Here is a 19,128-nt window from a genome sequence, read left to right as displayed (position 1 = left end):
TTCGGTACGTTGATGGGAGCAACCTGAGAGCTGTGTTATAAGAACGCTAACAAAAACATCACATATTTTTTTGTTTGCAAATTGCTTTTTCGTGTTATAATAAACATAGAGACAAGAAAAAAGCATAAACTAATAAAGACCGAAGATACGCTAATATCTCCGGTCAGCAATGAATCGCTCCCCTTCAAGAGGGGTCAGCGCAAGCAAGGAATAGACCTCACCCGGCTGCTAAACACAGGGAGGTCTATTTTTTCTGGTCTGTAATCGTTACAACGAGTGTTGCGAAAGCGATCATTAGAACCAGTGTCTCAAAAACAGACATGAGCAACACCCCCTTCTGTTATAGCATATCGTATGACACTACAACCGACAGGAATGCGCCGACCTCCCTTGAGGAAAACGCGACTATTGCATATATCTATTTTATACCACTTTCCTAAGGAGTTTAAAGAATTTTTTAAACTTTCCTTTAGAAACTATTTGACTAAAAAATCTTATTTCCTTTGTTCTGCTTCTTGACCATTATATTAAAGAATTGCGCCTGTTTGCGGTAATTCATAGTAGATCGTTCTACTTCTTAATTACAATCAATGCACTAATTCCACTGATTACAAAATAAGTAATAAAAACTATCCAAACATACGACAGCGAAATTGTATCAAATCCCATTGAAGTCAAAATTATTAGCAACAAAAAAATCACCATAATAAAAGCACTAGATACATAGGCATAAAATTTCTGCACGTTGCCTATTGTTCGTTCATCAAAATCTGGAGTCTTATCTTTCTTGTTCAGAAATCTAATTAAATCAATTACAAATACTAAGGCAAACACTGTCAAGCCAGCAAGAAAATTGGTTAGGTCAAATTCACCCCTTTTGATAATTGGACCGATTGTCATACCAACCAAACCGCCGACACCACCATACGTAAGATACCATTGGGAAGTTTTTTTCTTTTTCATCCTCCTCCAGCATAAATACATCGTCAATTGGTAATTCAAAATACTTTACAATTTTTAAAGCTAGTTCAAGACTTGGGTTATATTTGTTTCTTTCTATGGCTGTGAACGTTTGTCTTGTTACTTCTAAATCTTCAGCCATTTTTAGTTGTTTAATCCCCTTTTCCTTCCTTATTTTTCTTATGTTGTTTATAACGGGCATTTCTTTCACCGCCTAAAATGTAAATGAATCTTTACTTAATTATAATACATATCTGAATTAATGTAAATAAATCTTTACATTTTTATAAAGAATTCTCCGTACAAAAACTGCATCCTTATAAAAAGATGCAGTTTTTAATAAAATTTCCTATTCCGTTAAATGGTCCGAGTCTTGAAGACCGCTTTTCCGCAAACGCGCCCGTTTATGGAACAATGAATTAGCTATTTGTTGTTAAACTTTTGATCCAATTTGAAAGTCAAAAGTAATCAAATAATTAAAGTATAAATGATAGCAATATGTTATAATAAAATACAATAGACTGGCTTCGCATGAGGGGTTTGGCAGCACTGTCACTCGTCGGTAGTCTTCGGTGGGAGACTTCCCGGGGAGGGAGGTGATTGCCTATGGACATTGTTAGTGCGCTAACGCTTATGATATCCTTCGGGATGTTAGTGGCGTTTATCGTTTCTGATAATAACCATAAAAAATAATCCCTCATGCACTTTAGCAGGTAAGTGAGGGATTATTTTCCTGAGCTGCCAACCCCTCTTGTCGGGGTTCAGTTCTATTATGACCGTTCCATGTATTAGCATGGGCGGTCTTTATTAGTGTATGCACTTATTCTCTTTCTATGTTAATTATACCACTAAATAAATGTTTGTACACATTTTATTTATTATTGTCATCTCTTTGCTACCAAAAAGTCTTTTAATCGTTTAGCGCGCCCTATTATGGAATAAACTCTTATTGCTTATCCCGAAAAAAGTTTATATATTCTTCTGTGCTGCTTAACTCCACTAAGTATGGATATATAATTAAAATAATAGCAATTAAAACAGGCAAAAAACCAAGTGTGCCAGCTACTGATATATCAAATAAATTTGGTATCCAAACCATTAAGAAAACAACAATGCCCGTTAAAAAACCACCTTTCATTTTTGATTTCTGAGTTTGATATTGTTTTTCTCCGCAATAAGGACAAATCATTGCTGGAAGATCCAAGGTAGTCGTCTTTTAAACTGTTTGTTTCCAACTCCATTTATTACTACAATTTTCGCAAGTAGGCATTTTAGTCCCCCCTTGTTCAGCAAACTGGCCCTACAATGACAATTTGGACTCTTTCCTTTATTCCGGCCCGATTGCTGAATCCTTATCGTTCCTTTCTACGACCATCAAACGAATATTTTTTATACAAGTTGATCATAACCACTGCAAACATAACTATTGTCATTAATCCAAACGAATCTATAAAAGAATCAAAGAAGCTCTCACGTTCAACAGTTATTCTTGCAATAAACAATACAAGCGAACTAGCAAATACCGCTATTATTATTTTTACTTAAAGAAGCATTAAATAAAATCATAGTCAACACAATTATTAATGAGCATATGCCAATTATATTTATTAAACTCATCCAATTCTCCTTCCGCATTCCAGTTCGTTCGAAGCTCTCTTTATTATATTAAATAATTGTTCCCTTATTTATGGATACAGGCGAAAATCCTTATTCCAGATAGGCGTCCTTTTGTTTAATAGTTTTTATCCAAAAGCAGAAGTAGATAACTACCTCCCAAAAGAAAAAATGCAATTTGAGTTACAACATAAACTGTAAGCTCAACTGAGGTCAGTTTTCGTTCCTTCTTGGTTTTTTTGAAATGGAAATAATAATAAATTGCACATATAAACAACGCTACCCCTGATACTTGGAATATTATTTCTAATAACTCAACCAAAAAAATCTCCCCTCCTTCTCCCCTCCTACTAAATGACCTGATTCCGCAATACGGGACGCGCAGATCCTTATTACAGAAATGCGCCCTATTCTTGAACACCTTCCAAAATTACAAGATTTCTTTTGCCTTTGGTGTATTTAAAAACTGCATTATAAGTGCTGTACCTGCTATGTTTGACACAATGCTTACACCAAGAGAAATCCCCCATAATACCGTTGATGTTGTTGCCACAAATGAAACCATTAAGAAGGCAATCCCTACCATAACAAAGATAAGACCCATGTCTCTTTTACTCACTTAAATCACCTCCCTATATATAATTAAACAAAAATTAACTTACACAATCTGGCCCGATTGCTGAACAAAGATCAATCCGGACTCTACCACTAACTTGCCACGTTAGTTGTATAAAAAAACATAAAAAATGACCTATTCAAACTATACAATAACTTGTTGAATATTCCGATAAACTATTCCATTCATCAAAAAAATAGCAGAAGCGAATCCCTGTGCGAATTACCCTGCTACTTTTGTTGTGAATATTTGTGAAACGTATTGTTTTTCCTTGTTTTGCATCTCAAAAGAGCACCCATTATTATCAAATGTCTGCTTATTATTAGGTTTCCAAAACTAATTACAGCATCATTCACACTCCACTATCAACAAATACGGTCAATACCTTTGCCCCTTCATTATCGACTGGCACGAACAGATGTGGCTTGACTCCTTTAAAATAAGAGGTATCACCTGTTTCCATATAATGTTTCTGATCATCATACAGTAAATAAATCGACCCCTCTAAAATATAAATGAATTCATCCTGGGAATGGGTATAGGGTTCGTGACGTAAATTCGCATCTTTTGGTGTGACGTGAACAATGGTTGGTTCAATTCCAGAAAATCGTGACCTGGCGAGCAACTCATAGGAGTAGCCCATATTCTCATCGCCCACTTTGAATTGTCGGTTTGACTTTGGCAATAATACGAGATCTGTTTCTGAGTGACCATCCAATACCCAAGAAAGCGGCACATCCAATGCTTCACTGATTTTTGATAATGTCGCAACAGCAGATGCCGTTTGGCCGTTTTCAATTTTAGATAACAGGCTTTTGGAGATATTACATTGATCCGCGATTTGCTGCTGCGTTTTCTTGCTTCGTAAGCGAGCTTGTTTTATTTTTTTACCTATATTATGAAGATTTATGATTATTCTCCCCTTTCCCACCGAACAGATATGGGTGCCTTTATCATAGAATAGCACCTTCCTTCCGTCAAGGCAGAATAGGGGGATATAGTAGTAAAAGAGCAAATCGACAAAAACATCAAAAAAAAGAGCCCTCATTTTCCACAAACACCAAGGAAAACGATGGCTTACTCTTTTTTACTATTTTTTGACTGGTTCTTTCAGTTCTGGCTAGCAGCATACGCAAGCGATTTACTTGGAAGTGACTTTCCTAACTTTTGCTGGATATAAAATGCTGCTTCTTGTAATTTCTTCTCATCAATCCCTGTATGAATTCCTAATCCATGCAATAGGTATAACACATCATTAGTTGCTACATTACCGGCAGCTCCTGGGGCATATGGGCATCCGCCTAATCCACCTATTGAACTATCAAACCTTGTGATACCATATGGAAGTGATCTTGTTATATTAGCAATAGCCATACCCCTTGTATCATGGAAGTGCATAATAATTTTCTCTTTTGGATAACGACTAAGTACTGCCTCTAGCAACTGGTCCACTTGTGATGGGACAGCTGTACCAATCGTATCGCCAAGCGAAATATCATCAACACCGTATTCAAATAACTTATCACATACTCGAATAACCTGTTCTGGCGTGACTTTTCCTTCAAACGGGCAATCAAACACGGTGGAAACATAGCCAGTAACATGCTTATCGTTCTTTTTAGCTTCTTTAATGACTTCTCCTAAGACCGGGTACGTTTCCGCAATCGATTTGTTGATGTTTTTCTGATTATGTGTTTCACTCGCAGACATGAATACCGATGCTCCATCAATCCCTGTCTCTAGTGCTAATTCCAATCCTTTCATGTTAGGGACCAGTGCTGAGTAACGGACATCGGGATTACGCTTGATCTTCTTGCCTACTTCATGTGCATCGGATAGTTGTGGAACCCACTTTGGATGGACAAATGACGAATACTCGATTTCCTTAACACCTGATTCAGACAACATGTTAATCCAATTAACCTTGTCAGCCGTTGGTACCGGTTTTTTCTCATTCTGTAATCCATCCCGCGGTCCTACTTCTTTAATCTGAACGTGTTTTGGCCAATGTACCATGTTTTCCCCTCCTGGATAGCATTTAGAAAATCAATTGCTCCTTTGCTCGGAATGCGCTTTCACAAAAAACAAATAACAGGCATATCATACCTATAATACGATTCCCGGAAAATAATTGTGATGAACATAATTCCTTCTCTATATCATACTATTCACTTATGTTTATTTTGATTCAACATTGTTGAATCAACTATATAATATTAATTCCCAATATGTCAACTGTTTGCAGATTATTCAAAAGAAATGAAAAGCCACAGGGCAATAATAATCCCCTGTGGCTTTTCATACTACTATTATTTATGTTAAAATAAACTGTTATTTAACGGACAACAGAAGGACCAACCAATACTTTTGGATTTATCCCTAATGCTAGTTTACATACTTTGCTATAGCCAATTTGCTGGTAGGAACTCAGTAATTGTTTCAAATCATGTGCCTTGTTATCTGCTTTTAATTTTTCTATTTCTTGTCGATAGACAGATAATACATAATCGTCCTGCGCATCGGGGCGAAATTTACTCGGGTTTTCGTCCAGAATAAGGCACCCCAAATATTGAAATCCATACTGAAGCTGGCGTGTCAGATGAATGGCGTTCATGAACTTTTGAAATAATGCTGGTTTTGCTATCTTTAAATTCTCAATTTCACGTTGTGCACGTAATAATTCATCGATGCTTGATGTTGCAAGCATAAGATCTCTCCTTACAAAATAGGTTTTTCCAGGGTAAGTTTTGATACTAAATCTTTGTTTTTTTGTCTTTTGAGTTTGCGCAATTTTGCACGTTCTTGACCGGTTTCATAAAGATATTTTTCCTCTTCCGTTTCAGGAATAACTTCGGGTACCATAACAGGTCTTTTATCTTCACCTATCGCAACAAAAGTCAAGAATGCAGTTGCCGCCAATCTTCGTTCACCGGTTTCTAAATCCTCGGCAATTACTTTACAAAAAATCTCCATGGAACTTCTTCCGGTAAACGTTACAAACGATTCAAGACAAACAGAATCACTTACTCGTATCGGTTCAATAAAATTTACCGAGTCTGTTGATGCTGTAACACATTCTCTGACTCTAGAATGCCTTCTGGCAGAAAGTGTCGCACATCCATCCATTTTTTTCATGAGTACCCCACCGAATAATGTATGATAATTATTCAAGTCGTTGGTGAGTACTTGGTCTGTTTGAATAACGCGCGTTTCCTTTACTTTTTTAGCTTCCATTCCAAACATCACCTTATCTATAATAGGGACTATTCCCTTTGCTTTATTACGTTAAGGTGGCAGGGTAATATCTCCTGTCACAAAGAATAGTATACACCGCCCGATCAAATGTAGTACAATGCCGATCGTACATGAGGTTCATAACGATTTGTTATGGAAGCGCTTTGTATCTCGGCTATTCAAATAGGCTTCCTCCACATCAATATGGAGGAAGCCTATTATATTGCTAAAAATCATCATCAACGATTAGATTTGTGCAAGTTTTTCTTTGGCAAAGCGAATAAATTCTTTGTTAATTTGCGATAGATAAGCATCTGTTTTCCAGATAATTGCGAGACTCCATTCGATTTCCGGATTTATTACTGCAACAGTTTGCACATTGCTTGTTAATTCCCGACTAGTACTTTCCGGTAACAAGGTGACACCTAAACCGGAGGCTACCATTTCCTCAATAAAGTCCAACTGTGATGTTTCAGAAATAATTTTCGGCTGAAAACCAACACCTTCACACGCGTTCAGAATAAGGTTTCTTAATGAGAAGTCTTGGTTAAACATAATGAACGTCTCCCCTTTTAGTTCATCAAGTGAAACGTCACTCCTGTTCGCAATAGGGTGAGATGAAGGCGCAACTACTTTCAAATTTTCATTCACAAACGTATAATAATCAAGCATATTGTGATTAGTTGGCAAAACGACAACACCAAAGTCGAGTTGATCACTAATGATTTTTTCCTCAATCCGCTTCGAACCATCCTCTTCCAATTGGAACGTCACTTCTGGATATTCTTTGTGAAACGACCCAATTAGCTGAGAAAAGAAAAAAGAATTGATGATTGTAGGAAGCCCAATACGGATATGCCCTTTTTTCAATGTAAGTAAATTACTAAGCTCTGTTTCTAAAAGGTGAAATTGTTTCTCAATAACCTGTGCATGTTGGTAAAGAACACGCCCTGCATCTGTCAAAATTAGCTTTTTCCGGGAGCGAATAAAAAGCGGAGCACCAAGATCATCTTCCAATGATTTGATAATTCTACTTAGGGCTGGCTGCGTTATGTATAGGTTTTCTGCTGCGTGGGTAAAACTGCCAGCACGTGTAGCCTCAATAAAGTATTGCAAATGTTTAATCTCCATAAGTACCCCACCTTCCATCCCGTTAGTTGCGTATCTTCTACTGATAGCTTATCATATTTTATTAATGTACCTGCGTTTGGTAACTCATGTTATATTTTGTGTGTTTTGTGATATACATGCGAATATGTCCCATGTTTATTCAAACCATTCAATAGCTTAAACCAATCAAAACGGGCATAATAACCTTAGAATAGGATGAAAGGAGAACAAGCCATGGACACAAGCAGCAAAGTATTATCATCATTGAATTACTTTAGTATCTTTTTCGCACCTTTTTTATTCCCGCTTATTGTGTATTTTGTAGTAGAAGAGCCCGTTAAGTATCACGCCAAACGAGCATTAATTTCTCATATTATACCATTTATCGTCATTCTGTTAGCGATTGTATTAGGAATTATTTTTGGCCTTTCCAATTCATTTGGATTAGCAACAGGGTCTATCGTAATTGGATATCTTCTTGCTGGCATTTTGTATATTGTCTATCTTATTTGGAACATCGTACAAGGAATTAAGATATTCATCTGACACCATTATCGGGACATGGGGACAGGTTAGTTGTCCCAGCCCTGTTTTTTGTAGTGCATTTTCACATCATAACTTTTCAAGCATATAGTGTACTAATTTTCCAAACCTGGAGGGAATCATAATGTTTTACCCAACTGGCTCCTACCCATTATGTTGCACATCATACATGCAACCTGTTTACCATCCAATTATGTACTATCCAGTATCACCACATATGCTAAGTGCTCGTCCGCAATACCCAGAAGCTGACCCAACCCTTTTTCATCAGTCAGCTGGGTCCTTTAAGAAGTTGATGAGTGACGCCACGATCGTGTTAAACAAACTTGCCGATTCCAAGGAATTTGCCCACCAAGTAATGAAGGCTGCTCAACAAAACAACAAAGATGAAGTTGAAAAATTGATCCAATCAACCGGAGTAAAAGAAACAGTCGACATAGATTATAATCCGGATGCAATCACACTTGAAATGACGTCCAAAGTAGAAAAGACAGACTGCTGTAAATTAGTTATGACTCTTCGCTGGCGATAGTTAGGATTGATTTGAGCTTTATTTAGTCTTTTCTTATCCTTTTTAAAATATAAAATATTATAATCCCAATGACAACAACTAGAAGTGCTATATAAACATAAATACGATAGGAGTCGAAAAAGCTTTTGAATTTGTCATAATTGCCCTGGAAATAATCTCCTAAAATGATCATGATATAGGACCACGGATATATTCCTACAAACGTCAACATAAAGTATTTGACTATGTTAATCCCGCTCATACCCGCTATATAGGAAATATAATTACCGACACCAAGCGGACGGGATAAAGCGATGCTCCATACCCCATACCGATTAAAGAATGACTTTCCCTTGTCCAAGCCCTTCTTTAGCTTTTTTGAAAAAAATCCCTCTAGCTTCATACCTAAAAAATAAGGAATCAAGCTGGCAAGGCTGTAACACACGCTCATGTTAACTGCCAGCAAGGCCGTATTTAAATACCCCGGAGATAATATATAGCCGAAGGAAAGCACCAGAACCACACCTGGAAAAGGCAGGGATGAACCTTCCAACAACATGACAATATATAAACCTGGCTTGCCAAAAGCACTTAGCCATTCCAGTAACTGTTGAATCATTTATATTTCCTACTTTCCATTTCAAACCTATATTTAGTATGGATAAAAAACGACACTTAAAAACAGGTTATGAACGAAAAGCATGCATTTCAATCTTACATCAGCAGTACAATCAATCCCGGTGTTATGATCGACACCACAACTGCACTAACAACCATTGCAATCGTACTGATGGAGCCCTCAAGCTGATTGTGCTCCATCGCGGCCGCAGTTCCAATGGCATGCGATGCACACCCCATCCCCACACCACGACCTAGATAGTGATGAACATGGAAATATTTCAAAACAATGGAGCTAATCGTAACACCACCAATTCCGGCAATCATGACAAAAACAGCTGCCAATGGTGTGATCCCTCCATTTGAATCCGCAATCGCCATCGCAACCGGAGTAGTTACCGATTTAGGGCTTAGCGAATAAATAATTAGCCGATCAAATCCAGCCCACTTTGTCAGTAGTATGCCAGTAGACACGCCAACAATTGCTCCAAAAAGTGTACCACCAAAGACAGGGATAATCAGCTTTTTTAGTACCCCACGCTGTTGATAAAGCGGGTAAGCAAGCGCCACAACAGCCGGTCCCAGCAGCTTATTAATCCATTCTCCGCCGATCATGTACGTTTCATATGGTATATCAAAAATGAGCAGTCCAACAATGATAATAAAAGTTGCTATAATAACAGGTGCTGTAAAGGTATAATCGAATCTGTTGTGAACTTTTGTCGCAAACAAAAAAATAAGAAGTGTGCCAACAATCGCAGCTAAACCAATAAGGAAATTAATCATGTTTTAATTCCTTTCTTTTGATAATCCATTGACTTACAAATCCTGAACCACCCATAACGAAAACCGTACTTATGAGGACAATGATGACCAGAAGGAACCCCTTGCCAGAAAAAACGTCAAAGTAATTCAAGATCCCTGCAGTTGCCGGGATAAAAAAGAGCGTTAAATTTTTGATAATAAAATTCGACCCTTCCTCAATCCACTTTGCTTTTAATATATTTGTAGAGAGCAAGATAAATAGCAGAATCATCCCAATGACACTCCCCGGTATAAACAAGTTTAGGGAATGCTGAATCCAATTTCCGACTAAAAAAACACAATACAATATAACAATTTGAATAATAATTTTACACATTCTCCGCAATTCACATGACACTTCTTTCTTAATAAAGTGGAACTCCATTCAGTGGGTTTTTTACCAGTTTGATAGCTAAAAAAGGTCTAAAAAATAATAGAAGAATCTATAATAGACCTTCTACTAATCTTTGAAAAGTATTTCGCTCACTTTTACATCCTACTGTAAAAGTGGTTTTGTTATTTCCTTAACCATTGATCAAAAAAGTCCCGATACCCCTGCTTCATGACTTCACTTGTAAATTTGTCAAAAGCATACTGCCGGTTCTCCATTGAAACTTTATTAGGTGAAGCTGCAGCCATGTTCACGAGTTCAAACCAGTTCTTCTCATTACCAGAAAAGGAGTGTGTGGAACTGATATGGTCATAACAAGGATGCTCCGGTTTCACGACCATTTTTCCCATTGCTAATGCTTCTGTTAGCGGCATGGCAAATGTATCAAATTTAGAACAGCTCCAATACACTTTTGCAGAATTCATAAGCGCAAAGATGTCATCTTGCGTTAAAGCAAATTGCAGTTTCACATTATCAGGTATGTTATATTTTTTCATGCTCTCCCTGTACCGCTCCCCGCCAAAGACCATAAACACTTCTTTATCCGGATTTCTTCGTGCATATTCCAGCACCAGATCAGGGCGCCTATTTGCTTCATCTCTACCTATCCAAAGCACACGATTATCAACGACTTGCGAAGGATCGAAATGTTTACTCGCCAGCCTTTCATTGAAACCAATTGGGATAACAGAAACATCCGTAACACCAAAATTTGTATGCAATTCACGCTTCAAATATTCCGTTTGGACAATGGCCTTATCCACTATTTCGTAAAATGGCCTCATCATTTCATAACCAGTCAAAGCCGGATCAGGAAAACTATGTGGGAAAAGAACACTATTTTCAATAAACATTTTCAAATAGGTAAAGCCAGAAACTGTATATATCACATGATCAATATTTTCCGAGTAAATTTTGTCTAAAACAATATCATAATTGACCAGATCGCCTTTTTCATGCTCATATCCTGGAATCCAATCATACCCGCTAACATGCCGCTCAGGAGATATAAAGACAATATCCACACCAAATTCTTTACATAGTTGCTTCAGTCTATCAGCAAAAATGCGTGGTCCTTGCGCTTCGGTAAATTGTATTTTTCTCATCACGAGTCCAACTTTTTTCATCGATACTCACCTTAATTTTTTCTTCATCATACCATACTTTATATTTCTGTTTTACAAAAAGCAGTTTTCTTCCTGGAGTTGATCACGTTCGGGGCGATGTTTCCTCGCTCGGGCTGATGTTTCCTCGCTCGGGCTGATGTTCCCGCGCTCGGGTTGATGTTCCCGCGTTTCCGGTCGATATTCTCGCGCTCGGGCTGATGTTTCCTCGCTCGGGCTGATGTTTTCGCGATTCGGGTTGATGTTCTCGCGATTCGGGGCGATGTTTCCTCGCTCGGGCTGATGTTTCCTCGCTCGGGTTGATGTTTTGCGATTCGGGTTGATGTTCTCGCGTTCGGGTTGATGTTCTTGCGTTCGGGCTGATGTTTTCTCTCTCGGGTTGATGTTCTCGCATTCGGGCTGATGTTTCCTCGCTCGGGCTGATGTTCCCGCGCTCGGGTTGATGTTCTTGCGTTCGGGCTGATGTTTTCTCCCTGGCGCCGATGTTTCTGCCCCCGGGCCGATGTTTCTGCGTTCCGGACGATGTTTTCTCTCTCGGGCCGATGTTTCTGCGTTCCGGACGATGTTTTCATCCTAGCGCTGATACCCTCGCACTTCATGCTACAAAAAAGGCCTTACATAAAAATTTCTAAAACCGCAACACTGACATTTGATAATAGGTGTCTCATATTGCTATGATAAAGTAAGAATAATTCATTATTTCAGCCATGTTAGGCGTTCAAATATTGAAGGAACATAGAAAGTAGGGGAAAGACGATGAAAACTTTGGTGATTGTATCACATCCAGATATTCTAGAATCCAGTAGTCAACAATACTTTTTAAATTCAGTTCCCGATAAAGAAGATGTGACGATTCATCATTTAGAAAAAACGTATCCAAATGGAAAGATTGATGTTGCTAAAGAACAGGAATTACTGAACCAGCATGATCGTATTCTTTTCCAATTTCCGTTTTATTGGTACAGTTCACCGGCCCTCTTAAAGCATTGGCAAGATGAGGTCTTAGCGTATGACTTCGCCCATGGGAAAAAAGGGAATGCTCTAGTCGGGAAGGAATTTGGTTTAATTTTAATGATCGGGGTTAATGAAAGTGATTATCAAGCTGGCGGCAAAGAGCAATTCAGCATCAGTGAACTTACAAAACCATATCAAGCAATGGCCTATAAAACAGGAATGATTTATCTTAAGCCATTATCCATTTTTCAGTTTTCCTTTATGACCGAGGAAGAGAAGATGGAAATGTTAGTAGCTTACCAGCAAATGCTTACAAACGAAAATGATAGTAGTCTTGAGTCAAGAGAGAAATGGTTAATTAAACAGCTTAAAAATACAGATAAAGCAACATTGAAGTCTGGTGACGATACAACTTTAATACATGCGATCGACCTTATCGAGGAAAATAGAGAAACCATTGACGAATTAAAACTAGTGTTGGAACAAATGTATTAAGTCCAGGAGGGTCGAAATTGGAAAAAGAAGATTGGATGCTTCAGGAATTGGAGCGTGTATACCACAATAGCAGTGACTACAAACAGAGAGCTCTTATTGAAGCGGCACGAGGCATTATAAAAGAACAAGCAAAACGAATTACGCAAATGGAAGGCGAATTGGACGGTACCCTGTGGAGCCCACGAAATTGGAGTGAATAATGGTACAGAGGGGCAGATTAGTGTTCCTCTGCTGGGACAACTAACCTGTCCCCTCGTCCCACTTATTTTACTTCAGTTGGATGTTTCATAAAAAACGGAACTTCTTTAGCCCCGGTCATCCGGACATACGTAAATAGCTGTCCTTTATGATGAATTTCATGATCGATTGCATTCGATAGCCAGAAGCTCCCAGGTGCTTTATCATTGTTGAACTCAATCTCTGCATTTACTTTTACTTTATTCAGCGATTTCAAGTCCCACTTCGACATTTCCGTGTACTTCTTAACAATCTCACGCACATCATCCATTGTTTTATAATCAACTTCCGCTTTTGGTGGTGCAAACTTTCCATTCACAACCATTTTAGCGAACATATCCATTGACGTTGCAATATGAATCGCCAAATCACCTAATGAATAGGCGCCATCCCATGGTTTAAAATCAATATGCTCATCATCCACTAAATCAAGCAAATCATGAACAACCAAACGATGTCTCAACCATCCTTCTACAACTTCATCCATTGTACCCATATCAAGTCCCTCCCTTACACCCACTATGCTACAATTAACAGACAACTTCAACTACAATGCTTCTGAGACATGGGGACAGGTTGAGGCCGCTGAAAAAGTCCGGTTACAAAAATGACTATCCACGATATATAGATAACTGTATTTAATAACGACGCTAAATATAGTGGCCTCGAACAGGTTAGTTATCCCACCGTGAAGGTTTAGCAACAAACGGTACAGAAAACCTCCTGCCCCCATCTCCCTGCAAGTCACTTTTTATTTAAAATAAAAATTGCTCCTCCATAACCTAATAAGCACCATATAATGAGGTTAATGTAATTGCCTGTACTTGCAGTGAAGGTAGAGGCAGCCATTGATGCACGCATAATTTCAGCCATCGAGTATATTGGCAGTACTTCATGTAGCGTTTGAAGCCACTCTGGAAGTCGCTCCATCGGGAAATTTACTGGCGAAAACATAAGAGCCCCAAAGACGATTACTTGAGAAATTCCAAGTGAAGCTGCGGGAGGTAGAATGTAAGAAAAACCGTATCCAACACCAATGGATGTCAGCGCAATCAAAATTAAAGCTGGAATAACAGTCCAGGAGACACTATATCCGGGGTTAAACATAAAATGGGCAACGATTGATGAAATAACGATACCTGGAACAGTTATAAGTATCCATATAGTTGTATCAGCTCCTAGAATGACAGAGCGCTTGACAGGCCACGTCCTGATAAACTCCATATACCCATCAGCTTTGGCCGTGCCGATCTGCTGAGGTAAAATAACTAATCCTGTGACGATCAAGATGATGGTGGGTGCTCCCGTCGCTAAGTAGAGAATGCTGTTTGTACTGGGGTCTGGAATCAGGTAGGTAAAACCAATAACGATTCCAATCGATATCAATATTTGAATGAGAGCTATCACGATAAAAAAACCTGCATTTCTAATAAACTGCATTTGAAAAACGTATTTATAGTGACTTAACATATTCACCATGATGCGATACCCCCTTCCCTGAAGTTAATTCCACATAAACATCTTCAATTGTTGCAGGAGACAAGGAGTAATCCATAATATGACCTTTATCCACTTGATCTCTTGCCCATTGAATTGTTGATGGTACTTCTGAAGGATCTATTGAGAATAGCAAACGGGAACCACTATGATGGTAAGAAGGCGCCCAACTAGGTAGATCAATTCCATCTAACTCCCCAGCCAAACTGACCTCCATTCGCATTTGATGACTTACTGACATTTTTACTTCTGAAGGCGTTCCTTGGGTAAGAAATTTCCCTTTATGCAATATAGCCAATCGATCAACTACCTTTTCGGCCTCAACCACATTATGCGTCACTAAAATAACTGAAGTTCCATCATGCGTCAGTTCGCGTATCACTTGCCATAGATATCGTCTACGTACAGGATCTACATCATTTGTAGGTTCATCAAGTATGACTAAATCACCAGGGGCAACCACCGCCATACAAAAGGCAGTCAACCGACGTGCACCACCTGAAAGTTTTTCCCCCTCGGTATTTGCCCACTGACCCATATCCAACGCTTCAAACAGTATTTCCACCCGCTTCGGATCAAACCCTTTTCCCGCTCGCATCTTCCCCATAAGTGTAACGGCTTGTTTTGGAGTAAGAAACCCCAGCGGTACCTGAGACTGTGGCTGTACGGAACAAATGGATCGCGCCCGAGTTGTTGACTCGACTACAGGTTTTCCTAGTAAATTAATTTCACCTTCATCAGGAGTTAACAACCCTAGAATTTGGTTTACCAAAGTCGTTTTTCCTGCACCATTATGTCCCAAAAGACCAAAAATCTGTCCCTCTTTTATGTTGAATGTAAGATTATCATTGGCAATCACCTTTCTCTTACCTGAACGAGAGAAAACCTTCGTCACACCTCTTACATCAAGAATCATCATTTACCTCCAGCTATTTTATTTACCAATCAAACGATGGCAGGCTATTCATAAATTCATTTTTCGTTTTAGTTCATCCAACATACCGTCTTTGCGAAAATGCGCTGTAGCAATCACATCCTCCGCTGCACTATCTAGAGTCTCAATCATCATCTCATCACTGAAATTTTTAGGAAGTAATCCATTCGCCGCCATAACAGAAAGACCCATTTGAAAGATCTGCATTTTTAATAAAATAGTCTTGAGTTCTTCATTAGAAAATCGGGCAAGCATTGGATCCTTTCCCATTTGCTCCATTACCATTACCATATCGATATCATTGGTTTCATACTCCATATGGGGATTTTTCTTCATAATTAAGTCCCTAAAAAGCACACTATACTCTTTTGCAAATCTAAGGCTAGCGATTCCAATATCACGAAATGGCTCCCCAGAATTCTGCTCCTGTAACAGTTGTCTTGAAATCTCCTTCGTCTTCGTTACCACCTCCTGTATTAGTTCATCAACATCACTAAAGTTCACATATATTGGTGCTATGGAACTTCCTAGCTCATTAGCAACCCTCCTAATCGTAATCGCCTCAAGTCCTTCAACCTTTGCTATGTTAAATGCTGCATGAATGATATCTTCTTTAGAAAATTTTTTCTTCGGTGCCATAATAACTCTCCCTGTACGATTAAATAGAACAATTGATATATATCAAATGATTTATAATGATTATACAATTTTAAAAACAACATTGCAATATTAATTTTCAGAATAGTAAGTTGAGTATGGGGACAAGTTGTTCTCCCGCCGTGAATATTTAGCAATAACCGGGACAACTAACCTGTCCCCATGTCCCGATAACTTCATCCTTCTATATCTCTTTTATTATATCCGATAAACCCGAGTGTCGTTATAACGGCTGCTATAAGGGGTAATACCACAATCGGCGTCCATGACATGTCATCTACTGGAAGGCTTGGAATGTGTCCAAATGGAGAAATTTTGCCGACCCAATCCGAAAGTTGAAACATTCCTCCTAAATAAAGAGTGAAGAAAGAATAAAGCATATAGAGCCAGATTAGACTTGTGAACTTTGGTAAATATCCAATTAAAAATACGGCCACACTAATCATCACAAGTGTCGCTGGATAATACGCTAGTGAGTTTCCATAAATTGTTCCAAATTCAAGGCCGTCTTCCATTACGGAGGTACCCGCTATCCACATGCCCACTGCAGCAAGTGACAACATTACAAAGCCATTAACAACAGAAATAACTAGATAACTTGCCATCAGCCGTGTGCGGGAAACCGCCCTCCCTAAAAAGTGTTCCATACGTCCTTTCTTTTCCTCTCCGTACAGTTTGTTCATTGCCATTAGTGGTGGAACCGTACCAAGTATTGCCATTACCATCAATATTATCGACACAAACTGTTCCGTATAAGAGAATTCCTCCTCGGATGCTAGTATCTCCATTACCGATTCATTACCTTCGAAAAAGGTATCCAAATCCCCTAACACTGAACCGTAAGATACCCCCATGATGAACATTCCAATTGCCCAAGCAATCGTACCTGTGCGCTGTAATCTAGCCCCTAGACCAATTGGACTTTGTAAAGATGCCGAAGCAAACTTTCTACCAGGTTTTGATGGTAAAAAGCCAGCCTCTAAATCTCGAATTGCATTTAAATAGTTTGCAATTATAAATAGAACAATAGATACACCAACCATTAATAGAATTGGCCACCAGTTATTTTCACCATAAGTTTGCGTTTTCGTTATCCAACCAAGTGGTGATACCCAACTTAACGCTTCATTACCAACATCCCCAATCCCACGAACGAGATAAGCAAAGAGAAGAACTGCAATTGAAAAGCCAATTGTCCCACGAGAACTTTCCGAAACTTGGGCCAAAAGCGCTGTTACGCCAACAAAGAAGATACCAGTTATCCCTAAAGCTGCGCCATATAATAATGATCCCTCTAAATCCATACTTTCTATGTTTAGTGCATATAATCCAATGCCAATGATGAGTGCTAAAAGAAGATTGACAATGGTATAAACAAGTAACGTTGCATTCAAATGGGATAACCGCCCTACTGGTAAGGATCGTATCAATTCAATACGTCCTTCCTCTTCATCGGCCCTTGTATGGCGTGCAACAAGAAGAATACACATTAACCCAACCACAACAGCTGTTAAAAGCAGCATCTGATGAGCTGTCATCACACCAATGGTATAGTTACTTAAATCGGCCGGTCCAACCATAGCAGTCATCGCAGGGTTTTCCATTGTTTCAGCCATGACATCTCTATCTTGCTGTGCGCCGTATAACTCACTGAAGGATATTGGTACCATAAAAGTAAACAGGCAGATTCCAATTAACCATATGGGAATACGAAACCGATCCCGCCTAACAATTAATTGAGCAAGGCGTCCACTTCGTTTATAAAACGTACCAGCCATTACGATCTACCCCCTGCACCTGTCCCCGTTTGACCTTTCTCCTCATAATGCCGCATGAATAAATCTTCCAATGTCGGTGGGGTACTTTCTAATTTTAAAATACCAAACGAACTTACATGTTTAATAACAGTATCCAATTCTTCGGTATCTACTTGGAAGGACATTCTCCCATCTTTCTCTACAAGTTCATGAACACCTTTTAATTCATGTAAATTTGTAATTGGTTTCTTTGTTTCTATCAGCAGATTTATGCGCGTTAAGTGCCGCAACTCGCTTAAAGAACCGGTTTCAATCATTTTACCCTGTCGAATAATCCCAACCCGGTCACATAATTTCTCTACCTCCGATAAAATGTGACTCGATAACAGGACGCTTTTCCCTGCTTGTTTTGCCTCCATGACACACTGTTGGAAAACTTGCTCCATTAACGGATCCAATCCGGATGTTGGTTCGTCAAGTATATAGAGATCCGCATCAGATGAAAAAGCAGCAACTAGAGCAACCTTCTGCCGATTACCTTTTGAATAGGTTCGGCATTTCTTTGATGGATCCAAGTCAAATCGTTTCACCAGTTCCTCTCGTCTCGTTTTATGATTTACGCCACGCAATTTCACAAATAAATCAATGACCTCTCCACCAGTTAAATTAGGCCATAAATTAACATCCCCTGGCACATATGCAATACGTTTATGGATCTCCACTGCATCTGACCATACATCCTTGCCAAAAATTTTCGCGCCTCCCTCTGTTGCTTTTAAAATCCCCAATAATACCCGGATAGTTGTTGATTTTCCAGCGCCGTTTGGACCGATAAAGCCAAATACTTCCCCTTTATTTATTTCTAAATTGACGCCATCTAAAGCAGTAAACTTACCAAACCTTTTCGTTAAATTGTTGACCTGTAATACACTCATTTTGTTCCCTCCTTATGTTAATAAAAAATCATTTTAAGGCACTTTTGGCATTATAATTATTAATTATGAAATTTTTTTACCCGTATAGTTCATTATATACAAAACAACATCTCCCTTCAATATAATTATGAATTATT

Annotated in this window: 25 protein-coding genes and 1 pseudogene; 5 read left to right on the top strand and 21 right to left on the bottom strand. The window is 38.7% G+C overall.

The window, feature by feature from the left end:
* Positions 1-244: 244 nt before the first annotated feature.
* The 3 genes and pseudogenes from C8270_RS20805 to C8270_RS05130 all read right to left on the bottom strand — a co-directional run bounded on the left by C8270_RS20805 (position 245) and on the right by C8270_RS05130 (position 2,164).
* A complete protein-coding gene (locus C8270_RS20805; RefSeq protein WP_373288592.1) occupies positions 245-322 on the bottom strand; it encodes a putative holin-like toxin in 78 nt (25 codons plus the stop codon).
* 630 nt (positions 323-952) lie between these two features.
* Positions 953-1,162 (bottom strand): annotated as a pseudogene (locus tag C8270_RS05135) (helix-turn-helix transcriptional regulator); the annotation flags it as partial.
* Positions 1,163-1,906: 744 nt separating this feature from the next.
* Positions 1,907-2,164: a hypothetical protein gene (locus tag C8270_RS05130; protein WP_234028481.1), complete on the bottom strand. Its 258-nt coding sequence runs from the start codon at positions 2,162-2,164 to the stop codon at positions 1,907-1,909.
* A 101-nt stretch (positions 2,165-2,265) separates the two neighbouring features.
* On the opposite strand from C8270_RS05130, the gene C8270_RS19725 reads away from it, so the two are divergent.
* A complete protein-coding gene (locus C8270_RS19725) occupies positions 2,266-2,505 on the top strand; it encodes a hypothetical protein (protein ID WP_158701595.1) in 240 nt (79 codons plus the stop codon).
* Positions 2,506-2,692: 187 nt separating this feature from the next.
* On the opposite strand, the gene C8270_RS05125 is transcribed toward C8270_RS19725, so the two are convergent.
* The 7 genes from C8270_RS05125 to C8270_RS05095 all read right to left on the bottom strand — a co-directional run bounded on the left by C8270_RS05125 (position 2,693) and on the right by C8270_RS05095 (position 7,555).
* A complete protein-coding gene (locus C8270_RS05125; protein WP_106495801.1) occupies positions 2,693-2,896 on the bottom strand; it encodes a hypothetical protein in 204 nt (67 codons plus the stop codon).
* Between the two features lie 108 nt (positions 2,897-3,004).
* On the bottom strand, positions 3,005-3,193 hold the full coding sequence (locus C8270_RS05120) for a hypothetical protein (protein ID WP_106495800.1): 189 nt from the start codon (positions 3,191-3,193) through the stop codon (positions 3,005-3,007).
* Between the two features lie 349 nt (positions 3,194-3,542).
* The gene (locus tag C8270_RS05115) at positions 3,543-4,121 is read right to left on the bottom strand and encodes a helix-turn-helix domain-containing protein (RefSeq protein WP_234028480.1); all 579 of its coding nucleotides are present in this window, start codon (positions 4,119-4,121) and stop codon (positions 3,543-3,545) included.
* A gap of 179 nt (positions 4,122-4,300) precedes the next feature.
* Complete coding sequence (locus C8270_RS05110) at positions 4,301-5,206, bottom strand: hydroxymethylglutaryl-CoA lyase (protein WP_106495798.1); 906 nt, start codon at positions 5,204-5,206, stop codon at positions 4,301-4,303.
* 319 nt (positions 5,207-5,525) lie between these two features.
* On the bottom strand, positions 5,526-5,897 hold the full coding sequence (locus C8270_RS05105) for a hypothetical protein (RefSeq protein WP_106495797.1): 372 nt from the start codon (positions 5,895-5,897) through the stop codon (positions 5,526-5,528).
* A gap of 11 nt (positions 5,898-5,908) precedes the next feature.
* Complete coding sequence (locus C8270_RS05100) at positions 5,909-6,424, bottom strand: acyl-CoA thioesterase (protein WP_106495796.1); 516 nt, start codon at positions 6,422-6,424, stop codon at positions 5,909-5,911.
* A 246-nt stretch (positions 6,425-6,670) separates the two neighbouring features.
* Positions 6,671-7,555, bottom strand: a complete 885-nt coding sequence (locus C8270_RS05095; protein WP_106495795.1) for a LysR family transcriptional regulator — start codon at positions 7,553-7,555, stop codon at positions 6,671-6,673.
* A gap of 213 nt (positions 7,556-7,768) precedes the next feature.
* On the opposite strand from C8270_RS05095, the gene C8270_RS05090 reads away from it, so the two are divergent.
* Positions 7,769-8,080 carry a DUF4870 domain-containing protein gene (locus C8270_RS05090; protein WP_234028479.1) on the top strand — a complete coding sequence of 104 codons (312 nt, stop codon included), beginning with the start codon at positions 7,769-7,771 and terminating at the stop codon, positions 8,078-8,080.
* 121 nt (positions 8,081-8,201) lie between these two features.
* Entirely contained in the window at positions 8,202-8,609 is a 408-nt protein-coding gene (locus tag C8270_RS05085; protein ID WP_106495793.1) for a hypothetical protein, read from the top strand.
* 22 nt (positions 8,610-8,631) lie between these two features.
* Here the strand turns inward: C8270_RS05085 and C8270_RS05080 are convergent, their stop codons facing one another.
* The 5 genes from C8270_RS05080 to C8270_RS19720 all read right to left on the bottom strand — a co-directional run bounded on the left by C8270_RS05080 (position 8,632) and on the right by C8270_RS19720 (position 12,097).
* Positions 8,632-9,207 (bottom strand): DedA family protein, encoded by a 576-nt coding sequence (locus C8270_RS05080; protein ID WP_106495792.1) that lies wholly within the window; start codon positions 9,205-9,207, stop codon positions 8,632-8,634.
* Positions 9,208-9,302: 95 nt separating this feature from the next.
* A complete protein-coding gene (locus C8270_RS05075) occupies positions 9,303-9,992 on the bottom strand; it encodes an LrgB family protein (RefSeq protein ID WP_106495791.1) in 690 nt (229 codons plus the stop codon).
* A complete protein-coding gene (locus tag C8270_RS05070; RefSeq protein ID WP_234028478.1) occupies positions 9,985-10,347 on the bottom strand; it encodes a CidA/LrgA family protein in 363 nt (120 codons plus the stop codon). The genes C8270_RS05075 and C8270_RS05070 overlap by 8 nt, the downstream gene beginning before the upstream one ends.
* Before the next feature lie 179 nt (positions 10,348-10,526).
* Positions 10,527-11,528, bottom strand: coding sequence for a glycosyltransferase (locus C8270_RS05065; protein ID WP_106495789.1), 1,002 nt, complete (start codon positions 11,526-11,528; stop codon positions 10,527-10,529).
* A 38-nt stretch (positions 11,529-11,566) separates the two neighbouring features.
* Positions 11,567-12,097: a hypothetical protein gene (locus C8270_RS19720; protein ID WP_158701594.1), complete on the bottom strand. Its 531-nt coding sequence runs from the start codon at positions 12,095-12,097 to the stop codon at positions 11,567-11,569.
* 184 nt (positions 12,098-12,281) lie between these two features.
* Between C8270_RS19720 and C8270_RS05060 the strand changes: the two genes are divergently transcribed.
* Positions 12,282-12,974, top strand: a complete 693-nt coding sequence (locus C8270_RS05060; RefSeq protein WP_106495788.1) for an NAD(P)H-dependent oxidoreductase — start codon at positions 12,282-12,284, stop codon at positions 12,972-12,974.
* A gap of 17 nt (positions 12,975-12,991) precedes the next feature.
* Positions 12,992-13,174 (top strand): hypothetical protein, encoded by a 183-nt coding sequence (locus C8270_RS05055; protein WP_106495787.1) that lies wholly within the window; start codon positions 12,992-12,994, stop codon positions 13,172-13,174.
* Between the two features lie 62 nt (positions 13,175-13,236).
* Here the strand turns inward: C8270_RS05055 and C8270_RS05050 are convergent, their stop codons facing one another.
* The 6 genes from C8270_RS05050 to C8270_RS05025 form a co-directional block, all read right to left on the bottom strand.
* Positions 13,237-13,707 carry a DinB family protein gene (locus C8270_RS05050; protein WP_106495786.1) on the bottom strand — a complete coding sequence of 157 codons (471 nt, stop codon included), beginning with the start codon at positions 13,705-13,707 and terminating at the stop codon, positions 13,237-13,239.
* Between the two features lie 248 nt (positions 13,708-13,955).
* Positions 13,956-14,690, bottom strand: coding sequence for an ABC transporter permease (locus tag C8270_RS05045; RefSeq protein WP_106495785.1), 735 nt, complete (start codon positions 14,688-14,690; stop codon positions 13,956-13,958).
* Positions 14,665-15,624: an ABC transporter ATP-binding protein gene (locus C8270_RS05040; RefSeq protein ID WP_106495784.1), complete on the bottom strand. Its 960-nt coding sequence runs from the start codon at positions 15,622-15,624 to the stop codon at positions 14,665-14,667. Before C8270_RS05040 ends, C8270_RS05045 begins: the two co-directional genes overlap by 26 nt.
* Positions 15,625-15,672: 48 nt before the next feature.
* Positions 15,673-16,281 carry a TetR/AcrR family transcriptional regulator gene (locus C8270_RS05035; RefSeq protein WP_106495783.1) on the bottom strand — a complete coding sequence of 203 codons (609 nt, stop codon included), beginning with the start codon at positions 16,279-16,281 and terminating at the stop codon, positions 15,673-15,675.
* A 194-nt stretch (positions 16,282-16,475) separates the two neighbouring features.
* Positions 16,476-18,077 (bottom strand): ABC transporter permease, encoded by a 1,602-nt coding sequence (locus C8270_RS05030; RefSeq protein WP_106495782.1) that lies wholly within the window; start codon positions 18,075-18,077, stop codon positions 16,476-16,478.
* A complete protein-coding gene (locus tag C8270_RS05025; RefSeq protein ID WP_106495781.1) occupies positions 18,077-18,991 on the bottom strand; it encodes an ABC transporter ATP-binding protein in 915 nt (304 codons plus the stop codon). Before C8270_RS05025 ends, C8270_RS05030 begins: the two co-directional genes overlap by 1 nt.
* Positions 18,992-19,128 lie beyond the last annotated feature (137 nt).

The sequence above is a fragment of the Lentibacillus sp. Marseille-P4043 genome (assembly GCF_900258515.1).
Lineage (GTDB): Bacteria > Bacillota > Bacilli > Bacillales > Amphibacillaceae > Lentibacillus_C.
This window is presented reverse-complemented; position numbering and strand designations above follow the sequence as displayed.